This is a genomic window from Methylobacterium sp. CM6247, from assembly GCF_054817925.1.
In genome coordinates, this window is the sequence record NZ_JBTXKX010000003.1 from 842,322 (window position 1) to 861,761 (window position 19,440).

At 62.0% G+C, this 19,440-nt stretch carries 17 protein-coding genes; 9 read left to right on the top strand and 8 right to left on the bottom strand.

All coding sequences use genetic code 11. The annotated features are described in order from the left end of the window. Window positions 1–6 precede the first annotated feature (6 nt). Together ACYQOP_RS04810 and ACYQOP_RS04815 are read right to left on the bottom strand one after the other, a co-directional pair. Window positions 7–1,299: a sensor histidine kinase gene (locus tag ACYQOP_RS04810; RefSeq protein ID WP_461221423.1), complete on the bottom strand. Its 1,293-nt coding sequence runs from the start codon at window positions 1,297–1,299 to the stop codon at window positions 7–9. A gap of 13 nt (window positions 1,300–1,312) precedes the next feature. Then, window positions 1,313–1,966: a response regulator gene (locus tag ACYQOP_RS04815; protein WP_461221425.1), complete on the bottom strand. Its 654-nt coding sequence runs from the start codon at window positions 1,964–1,966 to the stop codon at window positions 1,313–1,315. 645 nt (window positions 1,967–2,611) lie between these two features. Between ACYQOP_RS04815 and ACYQOP_RS04820 the strand changes: the two genes are divergently transcribed. The 3 genes from ACYQOP_RS04820 (at window position 2,612) to ACYQOP_RS04830 (ending at window position 5,648) form a co-directional block, all read left to right on the top strand. Beyond that, window positions 2,612–3,634 carry an antibiotic biosynthesis monooxygenase gene (locus ACYQOP_RS04820; RefSeq protein ID WP_461221427.1) on the top strand — a complete coding sequence of 341 codons (1,023 nt, stop codon included), beginning with the start codon at window positions 2,612–2,614 and terminating at the stop codon, window positions 3,632–3,634. 57 nt (window positions 3,635–3,691) lie between these two features. Further along, a complete protein-coding gene (locus ACYQOP_RS04825; RefSeq protein WP_018043743.1) occupies window positions 3,692–4,174 on the top strand; it encodes a nucleoside deaminase in 483 nt (160 codons plus the stop codon). Between the two features lie 88 nt (window positions 4,175–4,262). Then, window positions 4,263–5,648: an FAD-binding oxidoreductase gene (locus ACYQOP_RS04830; RefSeq protein ID WP_461225192.1), complete on the top strand. Its 1,386-nt coding sequence runs from the start codon at window positions 4,263–4,265 to the stop codon at window positions 5,646–5,648. A gap of 304 nt (window positions 5,649–5,952) precedes the next feature. Here the strand turns inward: ACYQOP_RS04830 and ACYQOP_RS04835 are convergent, their stop codons facing one another. Together ACYQOP_RS04835 and ACYQOP_RS04840 are read right to left on the bottom strand one after the other, a co-directional pair. Continuing rightward, window positions 5,953–7,014, bottom strand: a complete 1,062-nt coding sequence (locus tag ACYQOP_RS04835) for a DUF3829 domain-containing protein (RefSeq protein WP_461221429.1) — start codon at window positions 7,012–7,014, stop codon at window positions 5,953–5,955. 329 nt (window positions 7,015–7,343) lie between these two features. Continuing rightward, the gene (locus tag ACYQOP_RS04840) at window positions 7,344–7,736 is read right to left on the bottom strand and encodes a group III truncated hemoglobin (RefSeq protein ID WP_461221431.1); all 393 of its coding nucleotides are present in this window, start codon (window positions 7,734–7,736) and stop codon (window positions 7,344–7,346) included. A 105-nt stretch (window positions 7,737–7,841) separates the two neighbouring features. On the opposite strand from ACYQOP_RS04840, the gene ACYQOP_RS04845 reads away from it, so the two are divergent. Next, a complete protein-coding gene (locus tag ACYQOP_RS04845) occupies window positions 7,842–8,618 on the top strand; it encodes a sulfite exporter TauE/SafE family protein (protein ID WP_461221433.1) in 777 nt (258 codons plus the stop codon). Between the two features lie 53 nt (window positions 8,619–8,671). On the opposite strand, the gene ACYQOP_RS04850 is transcribed toward ACYQOP_RS04845, so the two are convergent. The 4 genes from ACYQOP_RS04850 to ACYQOP_RS04865 all read right to left on the bottom strand — a co-directional run bounded on the left by ACYQOP_RS04850 (window position 8,672) and on the right by ACYQOP_RS04865 (window position 11,748). Further along, window positions 8,672–9,442, bottom strand: coding sequence for a potassium channel family protein (locus ACYQOP_RS04850; protein WP_056428304.1), 771 nt, complete (start codon window positions 9,440–9,442; stop codon window positions 8,672–8,674). 526 nt (window positions 9,443–9,968) lie between these two features. Further along, complete coding sequence (locus tag ACYQOP_RS04855) at window positions 9,969–10,226, bottom strand: hypothetical protein (protein ID WP_461221435.1); 258 nt, start codon at window positions 10,224–10,226, stop codon at window positions 9,969–9,971. 154 nt (window positions 10,227–10,380) lie between these two features. Further along, window positions 10,381–10,653: a hypothetical protein gene (locus tag ACYQOP_RS04860; RefSeq protein WP_461221437.1), complete on the bottom strand. Its 273-nt coding sequence runs from the start codon at window positions 10,651–10,653 to the stop codon at window positions 10,381–10,383. 570 nt (window positions 10,654–11,223) lie between these two features. Further along, complete coding sequence (locus ACYQOP_RS04865; RefSeq protein WP_461221439.1) at window positions 11,224–11,748, bottom strand: DUF421 domain-containing protein; 525 nt, start codon at window positions 11,746–11,748, stop codon at window positions 11,224–11,226. A 270-nt stretch (window positions 11,749–12,018) separates the two neighbouring features. On the opposite strand from ACYQOP_RS04865, the gene ACYQOP_RS04870 reads away from it, so the two are divergent. From ACYQOP_RS04870 to ACYQOP_RS04890, 5 genes are all read left to right on the top strand, one after another. Continuing rightward, window positions 12,019–12,252, top strand: coding sequence for a hypothetical protein (locus ACYQOP_RS04870; protein ID WP_461221441.1), 234 nt, complete (start codon window positions 12,019–12,021; stop codon window positions 12,250–12,252). A gap of 557 nt (window positions 12,253–12,809) precedes the next feature. Then, window positions 12,810–13,604 carry a DUF72 domain-containing protein gene (locus ACYQOP_RS04875; protein ID WP_461221443.1) on the top strand — a complete coding sequence of 265 codons (795 nt, stop codon included), beginning with the start codon at window positions 12,810–12,812 and terminating at the stop codon, window positions 13,602–13,604. Window positions 13,605–14,672: 1,068 nt separating this feature from the next. After that, window positions 14,673–15,992, top strand: coding sequence for an HlyD family efflux transporter periplasmic adaptor subunit (locus tag ACYQOP_RS04880; RefSeq protein ID WP_461221445.1), 1,320 nt, complete (start codon window positions 14,673–14,675; stop codon window positions 15,990–15,992). Window positions 15,993–16,066: 74 nt separating this feature from the next. Next, on the top strand, window positions 16,067–17,272 hold the full coding sequence (locus ACYQOP_RS04885; protein ID WP_461225194.1) for a hypothetical protein: 1,206 nt from the start codon (window positions 16,067–16,069) through the stop codon (window positions 17,270–17,272). 8 nt (window positions 17,273–17,280) lie between these two features. After that, window positions 17,281–19,254, top strand: coding sequence for a glycosyltransferase family 2 protein (locus tag ACYQOP_RS04890; protein ID WP_461221447.1), 1,974 nt, complete (start codon window positions 17,281–17,283; stop codon window positions 19,252–19,254). Window positions 19,255–19,440 lie beyond the last annotated feature (186 nt).

The following is a 19,440-nucleotide window of genomic DNA, read 5'->3' on the forward strand; positions in this document are numbered from 1 at the left end:
CGATGCTCATTCTTTGCCAGCGGACAGCGTCACCACGAAGACCGCGCCTTCATTCGTCCCGGGTTCACAACGCACCGTCGCGCCCATGCGCTCGGACAGCGTCGCGACGATGAACAACCCCATGCCCGTGCTCGGCGGTCCATCGGATCGCGTCCCAACAGACTGATGGAACTTCTTGAACAGGAGATCGTGTCGGGCAGGATCGATACCCGGTCCACGATCCTGAACCCGGATCGACACGTCGCCGCCATCCTGTGCGGCGCTGATTGTCAGGATGCCCCCCGTCGGACTGTAGCGGACGCCGTTGCCGAGAAGATTGTCGAGAATCTGTGCCAGGGCTCCTGCGTCGAGCGTGGCGACCAACGGGCGATCCGGCAGATCCACGTCGATCCGGACGTCGGCGGATTGGGCGAGCGGCTTGGTCCGGCCTGCGGCGGCCAGCACATGCCCTCGCACATCCTCGTCGGTGAGGCGCGTGAGCGGCCGGTGCTCGGCGGCGTGCGCATCGAGCAGCCGGGTCGCGAGAGCGAGCATCGCGTCGATGCTCGCTCTCGCCTGCTGCAAGACGACGAGCGGCAATTCCGGCTCCCGCGTTGCGCGCCGGACAGCGAGATCGAACAGGTTGCGCAGCCCGTAGAGGGGACTGCGCAGGTCATGGGCGGTGATCGCCATCAGGGTGTCGAGTTCGCCGTTCCTCTCCGTCAGCCGGTCATTCTGCAGGCGGATGGTGCGCTTCTGCTCGTAATCGCTGCGACGTCCGGCATGGATCAGCGCTGCGGCGACGACGGCGATGACCGAGACGATCGCGGCATTGACGATGGCGATGACCTGCTCGGCGGGAAACGTCGCCGTGCCGAGCACGATCCAACAATAGGTGAGCAGCAGCGGGATCAAGGTCAGCCCGAAGGTGAGGGGCGGCAGCACGAACAGCAAGGTCAGCGACAGAAGCATCATGGGGTATCCGCTCGTCAGCCGCCCCTTGGCGCCCATCGCGGCGATCGCCCATTGAGTATCGAGCAATGTCAGAACCAGGAAGATCACGACGAAGACGCGCGGGAGCCACGTTCCACCGCCGCGCCGCAGCGTCAGCGAGGCGAGCAGGAAGCTGAGCGCCAGCACGATCTCAACGGCGATCTGAACGGTCCTAAGTCCGGTGGCGAACTCGATCGACTTGGTGAACAGCCCCAGCATGCAGGCGATCTCGACCCGTCGAATATTGACGAGGGTCAGCATGTCTCCGAAGCTCATGCCGGCCTGCTCGGCGGGGGACACGTCCCAGCGTGCCAGCCAGCTCTTCATGATGGCCTGCCTTTCATGACGGATCGAGACGCCCCGCGAGGTGATCCGCCGCATAGCGTTCGAGCATTCTCACGCTGTCCAGCCCGAGCTTGACCTTCAGGCGCTCCCGATAGGTACCGACGGTCTTCACGCTCAACCCGAGTTCCTTCGCCAGAGATTGCAGCGTCGCACCGCTGCCGATCAGCCGGAGAACCTGAAGTTCGCGGCCGGATAGGGCACCGATATCCGTCCGACGGTCGCATCGACGCGCGAAATCACCGATCAGCAGCTGTTGCACCGGCTCGCTCAGATGGATCGCACCCGCCACCACGCGGTCGAGGGCCACGGCGACGGTTTCGAGCGGTTCGGATTTCGCCACGTAGCCGTGCGCGCCGGCATAGATCACAAGAGGCCCCCAGACCGTTTCGTCGCGGCTGGAATAGACGATGATCCTGGCCGCCGGCAGGATGGCGCGCAGATCCTCGATCAAGGCGATGCCGTCACCGTCCCCCATGATGAGATCGGTAACGATGATGTCGGGCTGCACTCGTTCGGCCTCGATACGGGCCGTCCGGGCCGAGCTGGCCTCTCCGCTCACGTCAAAGCGGTCATTGCCCTGGAGCAACAGCTTCAGACCGGCCAGCACGATCGGGTGGTCATCGACGATCAGCAACCGAAACAAGGACATGTCTACCCCGAGCGAAGCGGCCAACCAGGGTATGATTCCTCATTGTTGCGCCCCCCTGTAGGTCACCGACCTACACGAGATCAACGTCATGCGACCATGATCCGTCCAAGACGCCACGTACGCTTCTGAATGACCCTCAGGCGAATCCGCTTCGCGCGCGCGGCCAAGGCCCGTGAGCCATAAGCCATACGGTCTCACAGGCCCGTACACGCCGCCGGATAGAGCCCTGGCCCGCCGGCCCGGGCAACCGGACAGCCTTGGTCCGCCCGACGCTCGACGCCCCGAGTCTGCCATCGGAGACTGTGTCGCCCCCCGGCGTGAGCGACCTGGAGCATTTGGACGAAGGCGCACCAGCGCCGACGCTTCACAACTTCACGCCGCACCACCCTCGTTCAGGTACCCTCCCCATGCCGCCCCACGCCGCAAAAACAATTCAGTAACCTTCAATCGAAGCAATCAGCTTCGTTTGACTTGAACTTTCCCCACACATTAAAATGTTTACAATAAGCTCATGATTTTCGTTCATCTCTGTATTTAAATTCCATTCGCTGCTCAAGAATTGAGCATGGAAGTGAATTTCTGTAGGTCAATGACCTACATGGCTACCGAACCAGTCATGTATTTGGGCGATATGGGATTCGCAGGATGAGTTCGGTGGCGTACAACCAAGATGTTATCGAAAAACCAAATGCAAGTGACGGTCTAGACTTACGGCAGAATGCGTCGCGCGCAATCAAAACCGGGACGACGAAGGCCGTCGCGACGAAACTCACTGTGCGGCCCGGCATGGAGGCTCGCTTCGCAACGTGGCAGGCCGAGTTTACCCGGGCCGTCTCGGCATCCCATGACTTCGTCAGCCTCGAGATCATCCCGGCTTTCGCCGGTTCGGTCGAATGGCAGATCATCCAACGGTTCCGCTCGCCCGAAGCGCTGACCCGATGGGTCGAGGACGAGGCGCGCGCTACGCTCCTGGCAAACCTCACGGCCTTGGAAAGCGACGGCAAGGGACCACACGCCGATGAGGCGGCGCCGGATTATCACTCCACGACGACCGTCACGGAGGTCATCACGACGGTTGTGAAGCCGGGGCAGGAAGAGGCGTTTCGGCGTTGGGCCGAACGTATTCAGCAGGGACAGGCCCGCTTTCCAGGATATATGGGTACCCTCGTCCAGGCGCCCCTGTCGCCGGAAGTCCCGTACTGGACCACGCTGGTTCGCTTCGAAAGCCCGGCCTTCCTCGATGCCTGGCTGCAATCGCCGGAAAGACAGGCGATCCTGGCCGAAGCGACGCCCCAGGTATCGACCTGGCGGAGCCACAGGATGAGCAACCCGTTCGCCGGGTGGTTCGCCAATGAGCAGCGTCTCGCGCCGCCGCCCGCCTGGAAGCAGACCTGCCTCGTCCTGCTCGTTCTGTTTCCCGTCGTCATGCTGGAAATCCGCTTTCTCAGCCCCTTGCTGAACGGATTGCCGCTGACCGTTTCCACCTTCATCGGCAATGCCATCAGCGTCTCGCTCGTGTCATGGCCGCTGATGGCGGTGGCGATTTTCGGCCTGGGCTGGTGGCTGAAACCGGATGCGCACAAGCGCTGGCGCAAGGAGTTGCTGGGCGTGACGATTCTGGCCGCACTCTACGGGCTCGAAATGTTCTTCTTCTCCCACCTGTTTTAATCATTCGTCATTGTTCGTCACAGCATAAGCTGACCACTCAACCGAGGAAGACTGGAAATGGCTCACGACCACACTGATTTCATGGCTCGGGCGATCGCGTTGTCCGAGAAGACCTCCCTGGTCGAGAGTGCCGGTGGCGTCTTCGGCTGCGTCATCGTTCAGGATGGCGAGATCATCGCCGAGGGCGCCAATCGCGTCGTCGCGGAAAACGATCCGACATGGCACGGAGAGATCGAGGCCATTCGCAAGGCCTGCAAGTCGCAAGGGACGTTCAAGCTTCGCGATGCGACGCTCTATACCAGCGCCGAGCCCTGCCCGATGTGTATGGCGGCCGCGTACTGGGCCGGCATCAAGCGGGTTTACTACGCCGCCCAGGTGGAAGACGCACTGGAATACGGCGGCTTCGACGACAGCATGATCTATGCCGAGCTCAAGAAGGATGTCTCCGAGCGCTCCATTCCGACAACGCAGATCATGCGCACGGAAGCCGTCGAAGTCTGGAAGAAGTATGCCCAGAAGGCGGACAGAGTCCCCTACTGAATCCGACTCTCGAACGCCGATCAAAGCAAGATCCTCCGCCCGGATCGCTCCCATCCGGGCGGGCTCCTCCTTCATACTGCGTGACGCCATGAATATCGTTGGTCTGAGGGACGCCTGCAAAGGTGAGGTCTTCGCTGCGGGCGATGCGCAGTTCCTCGAGGCGATCCATGGGAATCTCTGGAACAGGTTGATCCCGGACCGTGCCCCCCAGGCCGTCGTGAGAGCCGTGGACGAGGACGATGTCGTCGCGGCCGTGCGGTTCGCCCGCGTGAGCGGCCTGAAGGTCGTCGTCCGCGGCGGCGGCCATAACTGGTGCCAGCCCTCGTTGCGTCACGGCGGCATCCTGATCGATCTCTCGAATTTCACGAAGATCATCTCCATCGATGCCGATAATCTGAAGGCGGTCATCCAGCCGATCATCAGCAATCGCGACATTCAGAAAGCACTCAATCCCCTTGGGCTGGCCTTCCCCACCGGCCATTGTCCTCAGGTGAAAGCGAGCGGCTATCTGCTCGGTGGTGGCATGGCCTGGAACCCCACCGTCTGGGGGAGCGGAGCCGAGAGCGTCGAGGCGATCGAACTCGTCACGGCACAGGGCGACTTGATCAAGGCGAGCGCCACCGAGAACACGGATTTCTTCTGGGCTGCCCGAGGTGCAGGCTCTGGATTCTTCGGGATCGTCACGAAATACTTTCTCAAGCTTCATCGGCTGCCCGAAGCCATGCATGGCAGCACCTATTACTATCGGCTCGAGGACGCACCGGCGATCGGAACTTGGCTCGGCACGACAGCCCCGAGCCTGTCTCCCGCGGTCGAACTGAGCCTGTTCGTCGTACAGGCGCCACCGGAGTTGAGAGGACAGGCCGCCGCTCGGAACGGCTGGCTTTGCATGGTCACGGCGACGGCGTTCGAGCAGACGCCGCACGCCGCGGAGGCCGCGCTGCAGGCGCTGGAACACGCTCCGATCCCTCCGCTTTCGTCGTCGTTCGCGACGCCCGTTACCTTCGAGCAGCTGTTCGATGCGTCAGGATCCTTCTGGCCAGAAGGTGCCCGCTCTCGCGTCGAGGCGACCTATTCCGATCACTCCCCGGGAGAGTTGGTGCAGGCCATCCTGCACCTGCTGCCGAGCGCGCCTTCCGCGACATCCGTCTTCTTGTTGACCATCTTCTGCGGCCCCAATGTCCCGGCCGCGCAGAAGGACATGGCCTATTCCGTGTCCTCCAAGGTTTACGGTGGCCCGTGGACCATGTGGTGGAAGGCCGAAGACGATGACGCCAACACCGAATGGCATCGCCGTATCACGACGACCTTGCGCCCTTTCAATACCGGCTATTACATCGGCGAGACGAACACGGTCGAACAGCCAAGCAATATCCCCCAAGCCTTCACCCCTGAAAAATGGGAGCGGCTTTGTGCCCTGAGAGATAAGCACGATCCAGATCGCGTCTTCTTCGATTACTACGATGGATTCTGATGAAAGTTGAATTTTATTTATGTTGTGATGCCGTTTTATGATCAAGAACACGAAAGATTGTCAACGATCTCACGCGGCGTTGCTTTCACCTGTTCACCGACATCACGCATCACCGATTGGAGGTGATGAGGCTGGTCGAGCGTAGCCCTCCATGTAGGCGAACACGTTGCGTCAGGCCTCGTCCCGGGCCGGCCATCGTCGCGGGTAGACGAGGCCCGACCTTGAAGTCGCGGAAGAAGCTTTCTGACGTGACGGTCGAGACGTGAGACGTCCGGGCGTTACAGTCATTCTTGTCCGCGCTGCATCAGCCCGGACGGACGCGATCGTCGTTCTTCTGGCACGATTCGAAATCCCGCACCGACCGATTGTAGGTCTCGTTGAAGCGTTGCGCCGGCTGGCTCGGGTCGCCTTTCGCGCGAATGTCACGCGCCACATCCCGGCCATGCCCGATCAGGCTCGCGACCGTATCCGTGTAGCCCGTGCAGGATGAGTCGGCTTTCGGACTCATGCCGTCGAAGGTCGTGCCAAGCTGCCGGTTGGCGTTCGATACCTCGGCCAGTGCCGCCAGAAAGGGGGCGACATCTGCCTTCGGTCCCAGTGACTCGAAGCGCCGCACGGCGCGTCGCAAGGTAAGGCTCGTCGAGAGAAGACGGCGCGCCGGCGCGTCTTCCGGAAGCGTCGTCAGGCGCCGCTCATCCCGGGCAATCTCACGCTCGAACAGCGCGGAGCCGTAAGTTTCCATCGCTTTGGCAGCGGCCTCGACACGGGGGACGAGGATCGCGTGCTGCTCCCGTGCGAATTTGTAGCCGTCCTCCTTGAATTCTCGTGTGGTCTGATAGCGGGTGAGTGCCTTCAGCGTGGGGTTGAGCTCGCGCAGCGCCGCGAGCAATCGGGCGGCCTCGGCATCGATCTCGGGCACCGCTCCAGGCAAGGCGATGGCCTTCTCCAACTCACCGATGACTCCATCGAAATCCACGATGCCGAAATGGTACCACGCATTGGCTCCGAGCTTCGTGCCGAGCTTGAGCACCCGCTCATTGTCGCGGCGATAATCGGCGAGTTGCTGCTCGAGAGGGTGGGACCGGACGAGATGGTTCTGAGCCTCCGTATAGGCATTAGCCTTGGCGAGCGCCTGAGCCTCGGGGGTCGGCGGCGGCGCAGTGCGGGTGGGCGCACCGGTGCTTCTCGGTGGTGACGGTGGGGTTTGCAACAGAGCCTGCGAAGCTGAGGGCGCTGCCGGAAAATCGCATTTGAAGGCATCGATCAGGCTTTTGCGTACGGCCTCGTGAGCCTGGGCACATTGATAGGCCACGGTCGGCCGAGCCGTCTCGTTACGCATGACCGTGTCGCGGAAGCTCTCCCGCATCGTGTTGATGCCCTGTCGAATGCCTGGGCGGGCCGCCTCCGGAACTCCAGGGCTGGCAGCACACCGGGCATATGCATCGAGGAACGCGTCGCAGCTCTCCACTCCCACCGGCGTCACCGGCGTGATGGCGAAAGCAGGCGTCGTCAAAATCCCAAGCAGAATGGCCGACACAGCGGCGGCGGCGCGACGCGGTCCTGTATGATGCATCCGTGCTGAGCCGCGCATTCTCATTCCTTCGGTCGGAGAGCCAGTCGGGCCTTTACGCAGTCAGCGACCACTTCGTTGCAATACGCTGAGGGTAGCTCTCGCTTTTGCAGCGGTCCGCGAATTCAGGTCTCGGCACGCGGGATCCCCGGCCGGAAAAAAAGGCCCGCCTGCAAGCTGTCGCCGATGCGGTGAGCACGCTCGATGAGGATCGTCGCGATGTCAGGTGGGAACTCCTCGTTCGCCGCTTGTTCGAACAGCGCGAGCCAGCGGGCGAAATGGGCTGGCGTCAGATCACCGAGCCCCTGATGCTTGCCGAAGGGATTACCCTTGTAACGGCCGGATTTCAGAAGCACCGAGGACCAGAAATCCTGAATGACAGCCAAGTGGCGGGGCCAATCGTCATTGGCGATGACACGGGCAAAAACCGGCCCAATGAGGGGATCGCGTTGAACTCTGGCGTAAAAGGCACCAAGGAACGCGTGCAAGCTCGCTTCCGTAAGGGTGTCTTCCGTCATCTTGCCCTAGCCCATCGCCCTGCGTGAAGTCGCGTGCACAACGCTCCTGTTTTCCATATTGTGCCGTGACGGCGCCAGGGTCAGGGGCGAGGCAGGCTGGGCCTCATGCCTTTGAATCTCCCGGTCATCATGCCCCTCGCCCTCGAACCGTTCCCTCTCGCTGTCGCAGCCTTCGCTTTCTTCCTTGCCGGGTTCGTCAAAGGTGTCGTCGGGCTTGGCCTACCGCCTGTGGCCATGGGGTTGCTCAGCTTGGTCATGGCACCGGCTCAGGCCGCCGCACTCCTGGTCGTGCCGGCCTTCGTGACGAACATCTGGCAGCTTGCGGCCGGTCCGCGCTTCGGGACGCTGGCGCGGCGTCTCTGGCCGATGCTCACGGCGAGTGTCGTTGGGACCCTGGCGGCAGCTGCGCTCCTACATGGAAATTTCGGAGGCGGGGCCATCGTTGCTTTGGGCCTCGCCCTGATCGCTTCTGCGATCCTCGGGCTCGCGGCCCCCCGCCTGAGAGTCCCACCAAGGACCGAGCGCTGGCTGGCACCTCTGGCTGGGGCGACGACGGGATTGGTGACGGCCGCCACGGGTGTCTCCTCGATACCCGCCGCACCGTTTCTCGCCGCACTGGGCTTCAATCGGGAGGATCTCATCCAGGCCCTTGGGCTATCCTTCACGGTGTCCACCGTGGCGCTTGCCGTCGCCCTGGCGGGTAGCGGGATCCTGAACCTCGGCATCGCCAGTGTCTCGGCGCTCGCCCTGGTCCCTGCCCTCCTCGGCATGAAGCTGGGTGGTTGGGTGCGCGGCCGTGTGAGTGAGCCCGTCTTCCGACGCTGCTTTTATTTCGGGCTGTTGGGGCTCGGGCTCCACCTCGCGTCCAGGGCGCTTGTCTGACATGTGAGCCCGGTGGACCGGTGCCGCATCTACGCGACGATGCCGCCTTCCGGTCAGTACTCTCCCTCATCGGGAATGCTGAGCACGGTCCCGCAGGCCTTGCAGTGAACCGCATCCGGCTCGTGCCTTTGTAAAGCGCAGGCCGGACAAGGATGCCTTACCTTGTTGGGACGAAACAGAACTTGAGCGAGGCGCAGAAACAGCGTCACTCCGCATATCATCACCACGACGGACAGTAAGCGACCAGACGTGCCAGGCAAGGTCACGTCGCCATAGCCGGTGGTGGTGAGTGAGGTGACGGTGAAGTACAAGGCATCGACGTAGTTGGCGATAGCCGGATTGGTGCGGTGCTGAGTGGCGTATACCAGCCCCGTCATCACGAAGACGAACACCGAAAGGTTGGCGGCGGCGAGGATCACCTCCTCGTTGCGGCGGAAAAACCCGCTATCGGAGCGCAAGCGGTCGAGGAGTTGATAGGTCCTCAGCAGCCGTAAGGTTCGCAGGATACGCAGAAACCCGGCCCCTTCGCCGACAATGGGGGCGAGGAAGGAGACCAGTGCGGCGATGTCGGCCCAGGTGGTCGGACGCAGCAATTCCCGCCAGCGGTGCCGTTCGATGGAGAATCGGGCGACGAAGTCCGTGAGCACTGCAAGGCCGACGAGGACATCGAGTCCCTCCACAACCGGCGCCCTTGGCATGAACGACGACACCACAATGAAAAGGATCGTCGCGATATCGAAGACAAGCAGGCCGTAGCGAAATCGGTGTGCCCTGTCGCTATCGCCCTCGTACAGGTCTCTAAGACGATGCTTGATCGCTTCCATAAAGGTTTCTACCCGCCCCAGCCTTCGTCGTCCCGTTCCACTTACACATGTGTCTGAAGGAACGTTCCGCAAAACGTCCGGGCTGGCGCTCTGCCATGGCTTGCCCCCCTGAAACATGGTCCGTCCTCGGACCTGGCCTCGCCCGAACGTATTGCAAAGTCTGACGTTTTCCCGTTTCAGGTGAGGAGACGTGGTGCTGTCGGACGGACAGGCGATGGAGTTGGCGCCGTTGATTTCGGCCTGTCGCCCGAAGGCCAAGATGCGGCCCAAAGCGCTTCGGCGCACGATCTCGGGGGCGTGTCCCAGGCAGGCTAACCGCCACGGCGTTCTGTCGCGCGATCCGCAGGAAGGGTAACGAATTAATCCAGGCCGGCGGCCCCGAGGCCCTAACGCACGAAATCGCATTTATCCGCGAACTGGCCCCAACAAGGCCGACCCTCGCGAGGCCAACATCACCGAGGCATGGACCGGCCTCGCGGGGTGGTTGTCATGAGCGTCCCACCGACAGAGCGATTGACGGCTACGCCTACCCCATCAACGCCTTCTCGAACGAGTGGCCCAAGCCGTTACCGATATCGGTCTCATCGCCAAGCAGGCGACGACCGGATGCGATCACCTGCACGGCTTGGCGGCGAGAACATTCCTGGCGGGCAACGACTTCAAGGTCTCGCAGATATTCGATCACAGGCTCTCGCGCTTTGGGTGCCCGACCAAACACGGATGTCACTCTCGCCTCTACGAGGCCGGGGATCGCTTCCCAGAATTCCCCGGATCGTTCGAGCATGGCGACTTCTCCCGTCAGGTCAGAAGAAAGTGTGTCCACCTTAGGGTCGCCACCTTCATTCACACAGGTTGATACCCAGCGGGCCCGTCGGATCTCACACACAAAAACGGCGAGGCTCTCGCCCCGCCGCCAACGACAACCGTTCTCAGCAAGCTTAGCGGTTACCACCCGAGGTGCGGCCATACTGCCAGACCGGGAAGCTGTTCTGCTCCGCATTGCCTTCCTGAGCGGAAGTGCGGCCGCGGCTGTACCCGATCGATCCGGTAGTCAGATCGTCATCGGCTGTGACACGGCTCGGGGCGGAAGAGGTCACCTCATAGGCCGGAACTTCGCCACGTGCGAGATAGGTCTTGGCAAGGGCGGGCGAAGCAACGGCGCTGACGCTCAGGACGACAGCAGCAACAGCAGAAGCAATACGAGTGTTCATGGCACAATCCACTTGGGTTTGCGCGGTCTCCGTCGAATGGCGGTTGGCCGTGACTTGTTCAGTGACCTTGATCTAGGCCCGCCTTGCCCGGCACGCCGTGCGGTTCGGCACTTGCTCACACGCCAACCCGCTCTGGATCTCAAGCATGCCCCATCCTGTCACATGCCGTGCCCCACCGGCGTTGCTGACATGGAAAGGCCCCGCCAATTACCGAAAGGGCCCGTCCGATCGAGTTGCACAACGCGATCGTCCTTAGGAGACAGCCTCAGTATGCGGATGGGCTGGCGGTTCTGCAATTCGCTCGTGCGTCGCACGCCGATACGTGGTGTGATGCGATGCTCGAAAGGCCGCCAAAATTGACCGTCTAGGGCCGTCGTCAACTCGGCCTGTGTCAGTAGCGGTTTCGGACCGAGTGCCTTCCCTGGCCCGCTGGGGCGACGGGGCAGCCATCCAACTCCGCCTGAATGCAGCGAACCTAAACTCCGCTGCAATAATTCGTGCAGGAACGTGGAGAGCGGATATGCTCGGTGGCTACTGGTCTGCCGCCAACCCTGGCTTGTGGCGCTCGGTCTAGATCGCGCCTCTGGCTTTATCGTCCGGTGGCTTGGCCTTGGTTTCATCCGCCGGGATGATGCTGATACGGCCATCGGCTTCGATCGAGGCTTCCTTGATGCATGCTGGGTCATCAATCCCCTGATGTCTGAGCTGGCTCATCAGTTCCGCATGAGTGATCATGGCTTGGCGCATGTTCTTCCAACAGATTTCGCCATCTGCCACCAGTCGCAGGCGCTTGGGTACGATGAAATTTTCGAAAATTGGCAATCGAAAGCTCAACCAATCGATAGCATAGTTCCAAAACACGATTGTCAGAACCAGCAGGATGCCTTCTGTCAGAGACTTGTATTCATTAGAAAATGCATTCTGCGACACATCTGCAATCAATACGATCACAAGGAGGTCGGCAAGACCTACAGCGCCAGCTTGCCTTTTCATAACGAAGCGCATGATGATAAATAGCATCAGGTACATCACAGAGCCACGCAGAGGTATTTCAAGAAGCGAGTGCTCCGGTACGATCATCGCGCGCCAATCCATCGTGCTTTTCTCCTCGGCAGCCAAGGTACAGGGCTGAGTTCCATAGGATCGCTCGCTGGCCCCGTGCGAGCCACGTTTCTCGATGTGGCAACCGGCCGTAAAAATAGCTCGCAATCGATAGTCAATATGAGCTGGAGCCCTGCGAGCCGAAGGGATGGCGCATTTTTGGGCCCGCTAACACACAGAAACCATTGTAAGAACGTCGATCAAATCAACACGACGTCTACAGTGGCAGAGGTGTAGGACCGATCGATGACGACGAGGAAACCTATGACGAGCGACAACTTTATCCGGGACCAAGTCGGTCACCTTATTGCCTTTCAGGAGCTCGAGCATCTCACCGGGCGGCGGTTCTCCGAGACCGAGCTCGCCAAGATGGAAGAAGCGGCACAAACCCAGGGGCACACTCTAGAGGAGGCACTTGCCAGGTTCCTCCACGCCTTGCGCAGCATTAGCCAGGACGACCTCGAGACGATTGTTAAGCTTCGGGGGACACCTCACTAAGAGAAGAGTTCGTTGCAGACCTTACGTGTCAGAGTCCCTCTCCTTCTGCCGGATCGCTTCCACCAAGCGCTCGTTCTTTACGGGCCCGTGCAGGCCGTGGTGGATCTCGCGGTGGCAGCCTGGACAGACAACTCCTACGAACCGTCGATCGTCTGGACCGCAGTCGCTGAACCGCCGAGTATGATGGGGCTCAAGGTAGGGCTCTCCCCGCAGAGTGACGAAGGGTGCAGGCTGATTGCAGCTCTCACAGATCCCGGCCGCTTGAGCGAGGGCGTAGCGACGGACAGCTGCCGAGCGTCGGTAAAGGCTTCGGCGAGATTCAGTGCCAGCGACCTGGGGCGTCAATCGAGCTGCATCCAGAGCGCGCGAGCGGACGACAGCTAGATCGACGTCGACCTCCTCGGTCTGCTCCTCTCCGACCTCGAGCGGCTTGTCACCGACACTGGCTAGGACGAACTCGAAGACGATCGCAGAGCGTTGGGTGCCTTCTCGATCGGGAGTTGGCTCGGTGCTGTCGCCGGCGCACTCGAACTGACCCAGGAACCGCACGCCCTACCATGACGGCAGAGAAACCTCGGCACGCCGACCGTGTTAATGAAGCTGTTCGAACGCATTGTGAGCCCGAAAGCGTGGCCTTCATTGGAACTGCTGGGTGGAATGTGCCGAAAGCCTACGCTGGTGCGTTTCCGGCCGTTGGAAGCCACCTACAGCGCTATGCCCAGCGCCTCACCGCCGTGGAGATCAATACGTCGTTCTATCGCCCTCATCGTCTCGCCACCTACAAGCGATGGGCCGAGGCCACGCCTGAGCATTTTCGCTTCGCCGTGAAAGTCCCGCGCATGATCACGCACGAGCTGCGGCTTGGGAATGCCGACGCCCCGCTACAGCGATTTCTGGATGAGATCGCTGGACTCGGCCCGAAGCTCGGCCCGCTCCTGCTTCAGCTACCGCCGAGCCTTCGCTTCGACGATCGGACGAGCGACCCGTTCCTGCGAGCATTTCGGCACGCCCATAGCGGCAGCATCGTTTGCGAGCCTCGGCATGCCAGCTGGCTGGCGCCAAGTGTTGATGCGCTGTTGACGAAACTTCGTATTGCCCGTGTGGCAGCAGATCCGGCACCGATGCCGGGCGCAGACGAGCCCGGTGGCTGGCAAGGCCTACGCTACTATCGACTTCACGGCTCGCCGAAAATCTACTACTCCGCTTACGAGCAGCACGCCCTCGACGCGATGGCTGACCGCCTCGCCGCAGACGCGACGCGGGGATGCGAAAGCTGGTGCATCTTCGATAACACTGCTACCTTCGCCGCGACCGGCGACGCGCTCTCGATCCTGGAGCGTTGGGCGTCCTAGCGTCGTCTAGTGAAGTTCACTCCGCAACCTAGTGTCACTGTGAGGCACAGCTTGCCACCCCGCATTCTGGCCGCATCGCGTATTGATCGGATGCATAGGCGAAATGCCGCCCCTACCAGCGACCGCAAAATTGACTGCCGAGTTGGATTGCCCTTGTTCTCAGCACGTTAACTGGAAAGGCCGGGGCGCTCAGAGCATATCTTCAGCCTATAGAGTGTACACGTAGCACATATTGCGCCACCACCGGCAAGTCGGACTACGTAGGCAATTCGCGCCATAAATTTTCAGAAAAGTGAACGAATTAGTTAAGGAACGGTTTTTGTTGCGATGCCGTTAAATAATTCGCTGATGCCGAAATCCTGGCGCAGCGCACAAAGGCGGCGCGGAGACAGGTCGCCTCATAGATTTATAATGCAACCAATTGGGCGTATTTGCAACAAAGTGCGCCCTTGCCTTGGGTTAACGAGATTAGTCAGTAGAACTAGCGATCATCCGCCTTATCAGAGGCGTTGATCCAGCCGTACAGTCGTGCGTGATAGCCCTCTAAATAAAACGGCTAAACTTCTGTTGAGCATGCCAGTTAGCCGCAGGTTGCCATTTGGTTAATTTACTATTAGCCATCTTAAATTCATCGAATGAGCCAACGCCAGGCAGCATTCGGGCCTAAACCACATCTAATACTCCGCGATTGCGTCTGCGCCCATGTTGGACGCCTGGATCGCTGTGCCATTAGTCGCTTGGAGCCAAGTATAGATTTGCTTGGATACTTGGCGTGCCTGTCACTCATGCTTTCTACTTAAGGAGAGTCCTATGCAGCGACCCGTGCCGGCCTCCGCGTCCCTCGTTGGCCAGAAACCAAGTCATACACGGATGGTGCGAGCCTCAGCATATTCGGTCGCAACCGTCCTCGCCCTACTGATGACTACGGCGACCCTACCGCCCCTCCTCGCTGATCAGTCGGATCGTGCCGTCATCAACGCGCCAATTAGCTTACTGACGGCGCCCATTGCCGGGGAGATGACTAAGGTCTCTGCCACCATCGGGCAGCACCTCGGCCCCGGAGCACCGGTGGCGCGCATTCAGAACGTTCGCATCGACCGCACGACGCTGATTACTCTTGATGGCAAAGTTGACGAGTTGCGCGGCTCTCTCCTGGCGGCGCGGCAAAAGAGGGAGTCCGACCAGACCTACGTAGCGGCCCTTGATGCCGAGATTAGGCGTCAGGTGGAACAAACTGTCGCTAAGCTCGACGGAGAAGTGGCTGAAGCTCGCGCCCGCGTGGGGTCAGCAGATGCCGAGGGTCAATCCACCAAGGCGGTGGTCGACCGCCAGCAGGCCATGGTTGATCGCAACACCGCCAGCCTCGATCTCCTGCGTCCGACCCAGCACAAGCTCGAAGCCGCTCGCTTCGACAAGGAAGCAGAAACGGCCAAGCTGAACCAGAAGTTGGCGGAGCTCAGTGCGGTCAAGAAGAGCGTCTTCGTGGGCAACCAGTCCAATAGCCTGGCGGTGCTGACTCAGAAGCGGCGGGATCTTGCATTTGATGCCCAGCGGCTTGCTATCGAGGAGGCGCAACTCTCCACAAGTCTGAAGGCGCAAGAGGCGTTGCTCGTCGCGGAACGCAAGCGCCTCGACAGCCTTGCCGATGCGGAGATGCGGGCCATGAACGGTGGTGTCGTCCTCGGACTCGGTGTTGCGGAAGGGCGTCACGTCAACCCAGGCGACTCGGTGGCGACTTTGGTCGATTGCGAGCAATCCTTCGCTGTCGGGATCTTCTCCTATCGCCAAGCACAAGAACTGGCAGTTGGAACGCCGGTGCGAATTTCGGCGGCGGGCAGCAGCATTCCCGAGCGCGGGTGGGTCAGTGAGATTCTGCCGAAGACTAGCGACAAGACCGATCAGCAATACGCGGTGCCGTTCCCTCAAACCGAGCGGCGCGAGATGTATGTGCTCGTAAGCCTGGACCGCGACACGCTGCCTAACTCGGACAAGACCGCTTCCCCCACCGAGGCCGCGCGCCGCACCACGCCGTGTTCGGTGGGCCAGTGGGTCACGATTACCCGGGAGAACGGTTGGGTTCCATCGGCTTCTGTGGCCTGGAAGGCGGTTGCGTCTGGGGTCACGGGGCCGGAGATCAAGGCGGCCTGGGCTTCTCTGGCCACGACCGTCAACGGGACGGCGGTGCAAGCCTCCGATCTCGTGAGCCGTGGTGTGAACTCGCCGGCGGCGAAGCAGGCATGGGCCTCAGTGGCGAACGGCGTCACGCAGGCGGCAGATGCAGTGGCGAATGGGGTCAAAGACCTGTTCTCGAAAGGTTCGACCGCCCCCGCGAACGGTAAGACGGCACAATCCGCGCCGCGCCAGCACAGCGCCGAGAACACCCATTGACCCGGCCGCATCCGCGCGGCGGATCTGTGCTGGCTCTGACCGTGGCAGCGCTGCTCCTGGTCTCGCTTCGGGCCATGGAGGCGGAGTCCTCGCCGAGCAGAGTCGAACGTGCCTCTTTGTCGTTGGCGGGAACGCTGTGTCACTCTCTATCTAAGGCCGTCGACACGACGGGAACCGGACCGATTTTTGTGTCGAGCTATCGTCCGGGCCCGCATGAGATTGAGCTGCCCGCTCCCCTGAAGAGTTCGGCCTTCACCTACGACAATGCCGTTGCGGCGATCGCTTTGATTGCCTGCGGCGAGGTCGGGCGGGCCCGCAGGATCGGCGACGCACTCCTCGCCGCGCTGGCACGGGACCGCAGCTTCTCCGATGGCCGCATTCGCAATGCTTATCGTGCCGGTCCAGTAGGTGACGGCTCGTTGGCTCTGCCCGGGTGGTGGGACGCGAGACAGAATCTATGGGCCGAGGACGCCTATCAGGATGGCACTGCTACCGGGAACGTCGCCTGGGCCGCCCTCGCCCTTCTCAACCTAGACGCAGTGGCACCCGGCGGCGGTTACCGCGCCGGCGCTCGACGGATGCTGGGGTGGATCGCCGGACAGACCGGCGATCCGCGGTCTCCCGAAGGGTATACCGGCGGCGTCGATGGTTTCGATCCGCATCAGACACGCCTGATGTGGAAATCCACTGAGCACAACCTCGACATCCACGCGGTCGCGGCCTGGCTTCATCGTCTAGACGGCGGAGCGGAGGAAGCTCGGATCGCGGCGACGGCGCGGGGCTTCCTCGACGCCGTCTACGCGCGCGATCCGGGGGTGTTTCGTCTCGGCACGACGCCAGACGGCAAGCTCCAGCCCATCGCCAAGATCGCCCTGGATACGCAGCTCTGGCCCCTGATCGGGGTGATCGATGCACCCGACATCTGGCGCAGGGCGTTCGACTTCGCCGAACGCCATCTCGCAATCCGGGGCGGTTTCGATTTTGACGAGGACCTCGATGGCCTCTGGGTCGAGGGCACGGCCCAGGCCGCGTTGACCGTCCGTTTTCTCGGCCGAAGCGCCGAGGCCGACCGCCTCCTCGCCACCATCGCTGGGCAGCTCTCGCCATCCGGCTTCCTGTTCGCCACCGATATCGCCCGCCTCACCACCGGCATCGCCATCGGTCCGGCCAGTGCCGAGCCCGATTTCTTCTACTTCCGCCGGCCGCATCTCGGCGCCACCGCCTGGGGCGTCCTCGCGGCCGTGGGCTGGAATCCCTTCACCGGACGGAACGTGGAGTAACCCCGCCCATGTTCGAAGCGCCTCAGGACGTCCTGTCCGTCCTCACCATCGATCTCGGTATTCTCATCGGGCTCCTCGTCATGGCGGGCCTGCTCGACCGCACGAGCGCCGCCGCCCGCATTCTGTTCGGCCTAACCACGGCCGTGTTCATCGTCTGCTACGCCGCCTGGCGCTGGCACGACACCCTTCCAAGCTTCGAGCCGGGGCTCGACATGCTCTGGCCCTACCTGTTCTTCGCCTTCGAGATGGTGGCGATCCTCTACACGCTGATGTCCATCGTCATCCTATTCCGCTTCGAGGACCGGTCCGCCGAGGCCGACCGCGAGGAGGCGCGGCTCTCGGTGAGCGGTGCTTGGCCCGCCGTCGACATCTTCATCTGCACCTACAACGAGCCCCTGGACGTGGTCGAGAAGTCGATCATCCCGGCGTTGGCGGTGGATTACCCGAACGCCACGGTGTGGGTCTGTGACGACACCCGGCGCGACTGGCTGCGGACCTATTGCGAGGAGGTCGGGGCGAACTACGTCACGCGGCCCGACAACCACGGTGCCAAGGCCGGCAACCTGAACAATGCCCTGCGTCATACCGCGAGCCGGTCCAACGCGCCGATCATCCTGGTGCTCGACGCGGATTTCGCGGTAGCGCCCAACATCCTGCGCCGCGCCGTCGGCCTCTTCCACGACGAGCGAGCGGCCGTCGTCCAGACTCCGCAATTCTTCTTCAACGCCGATCCCATCCAGCACAACCTGATGGCGTCCGAGGCCTGGGTCGACGATCAGCGGATCTTCTTCGACGTGTTCCAGCCGGCCAAGGATGCCTGGGGCTGCGCCTTCTGCGTCGGCACCTCGTTCCTGGTGCGGCGCGACCGCGTCGAGGAGATGGGGGGATTCCCGCACGATGCGATCTGCGAGGACATCAATCTCACCTACTCGCTGATGCGCCACGGTTATCGCACCCATTGGCTCAACGAGCGCCTTAGTGCCGGGTTGTCGGCGGAGGGACTACCGGAATACATCACCCAGCGCACTCGCTGGTGCCTCGGCACGATTCAGGTTGCTCTGCTCAAGGTCGGCCCCTTCCGCAGCGGCGATTACACCCTGCTGCAGCGGCTGCACTACTTCCACGGAGTGCTGAACTGGCTATGCAAGCCGTTCATCGTGCTCATGCTGGTGGCCCCGTCGATCTACTGGCTCTTCGATATGCCGGCCTTCCACGCCGACTACCTCTCGTTCCTTCGCTACGGCCTGCCGACGCTCTTCGCCCTCTGGACCTACAGTAGCTGGGTGTCCGGACGGCGCACCCTCCCATTGTTCATGGAGGTCACGCACATCATGACGGCCCTGGCCATCACGCTCACCCTGGCATCCGCCGCGATCCGGCCGTTCGGTCGTCCGTTCAAGGTTACCGACAAGGGCGGCGATCGCTCGGTGTCCATGGTGCGTTGGCGCATGGCGGCAGGATTCGGAGCGATCACCCTGCTCTCCGCCGGCGCGATCGTCTGGTCGTTCGTCTCCCCGTCCGGGGCCACCGAGATCTCATCCCTCGACTATTTCAACCTGATCTGGGCCGGCGTCGCCATGCTGTTCTGCTTCGTCGCCTTCCTGGTCTGCTTCGAGCGTCCCCGCGGGGCGGAGGAGTTCCGGATCGAAGAGCCCGTGCGGGTGAGGTCGGGCGGGGTCGCTTACGACGCGGTTCTGGCGACCCTCGGCATGGAGACCGCCCGGCTGCGTCTCACCGCACCGGGCCACGCCTTCGCAGTGGGTGACGGCCTCGATGTCCTGATCGAGCCAACCGGCTGGGTTCCAGCCAATTTTCTTGCGGTGCAGGCGGGCAACTATGCGGTTGCCCTCGCACCAAACCCTTTGCAGCGTCGAACCCTGATCTTGCGACTATTTACGCAGGCAGTGGACCCGATCGCGCGCACGGCGAGCCTGCGACTTGCTCTGCGGGGCCTCATCGCCCGCTGCTTCCGAGCGACGTGACGCGGGATTTGACGCGATCAGGGAGCGCATTACAGCCCTTATTACGAGGTCGCTTTGGCATCGACGTCTCGATCCATCCGCGGTGAGATGTGCCTGTCCCCTCGACAGCGCTGATCGCCGTGACGAAGCGGTAGAAGCCATGCCATGCGAGAAGCAGGGCACCGAAGAGTAAGACCACGTGGGCTC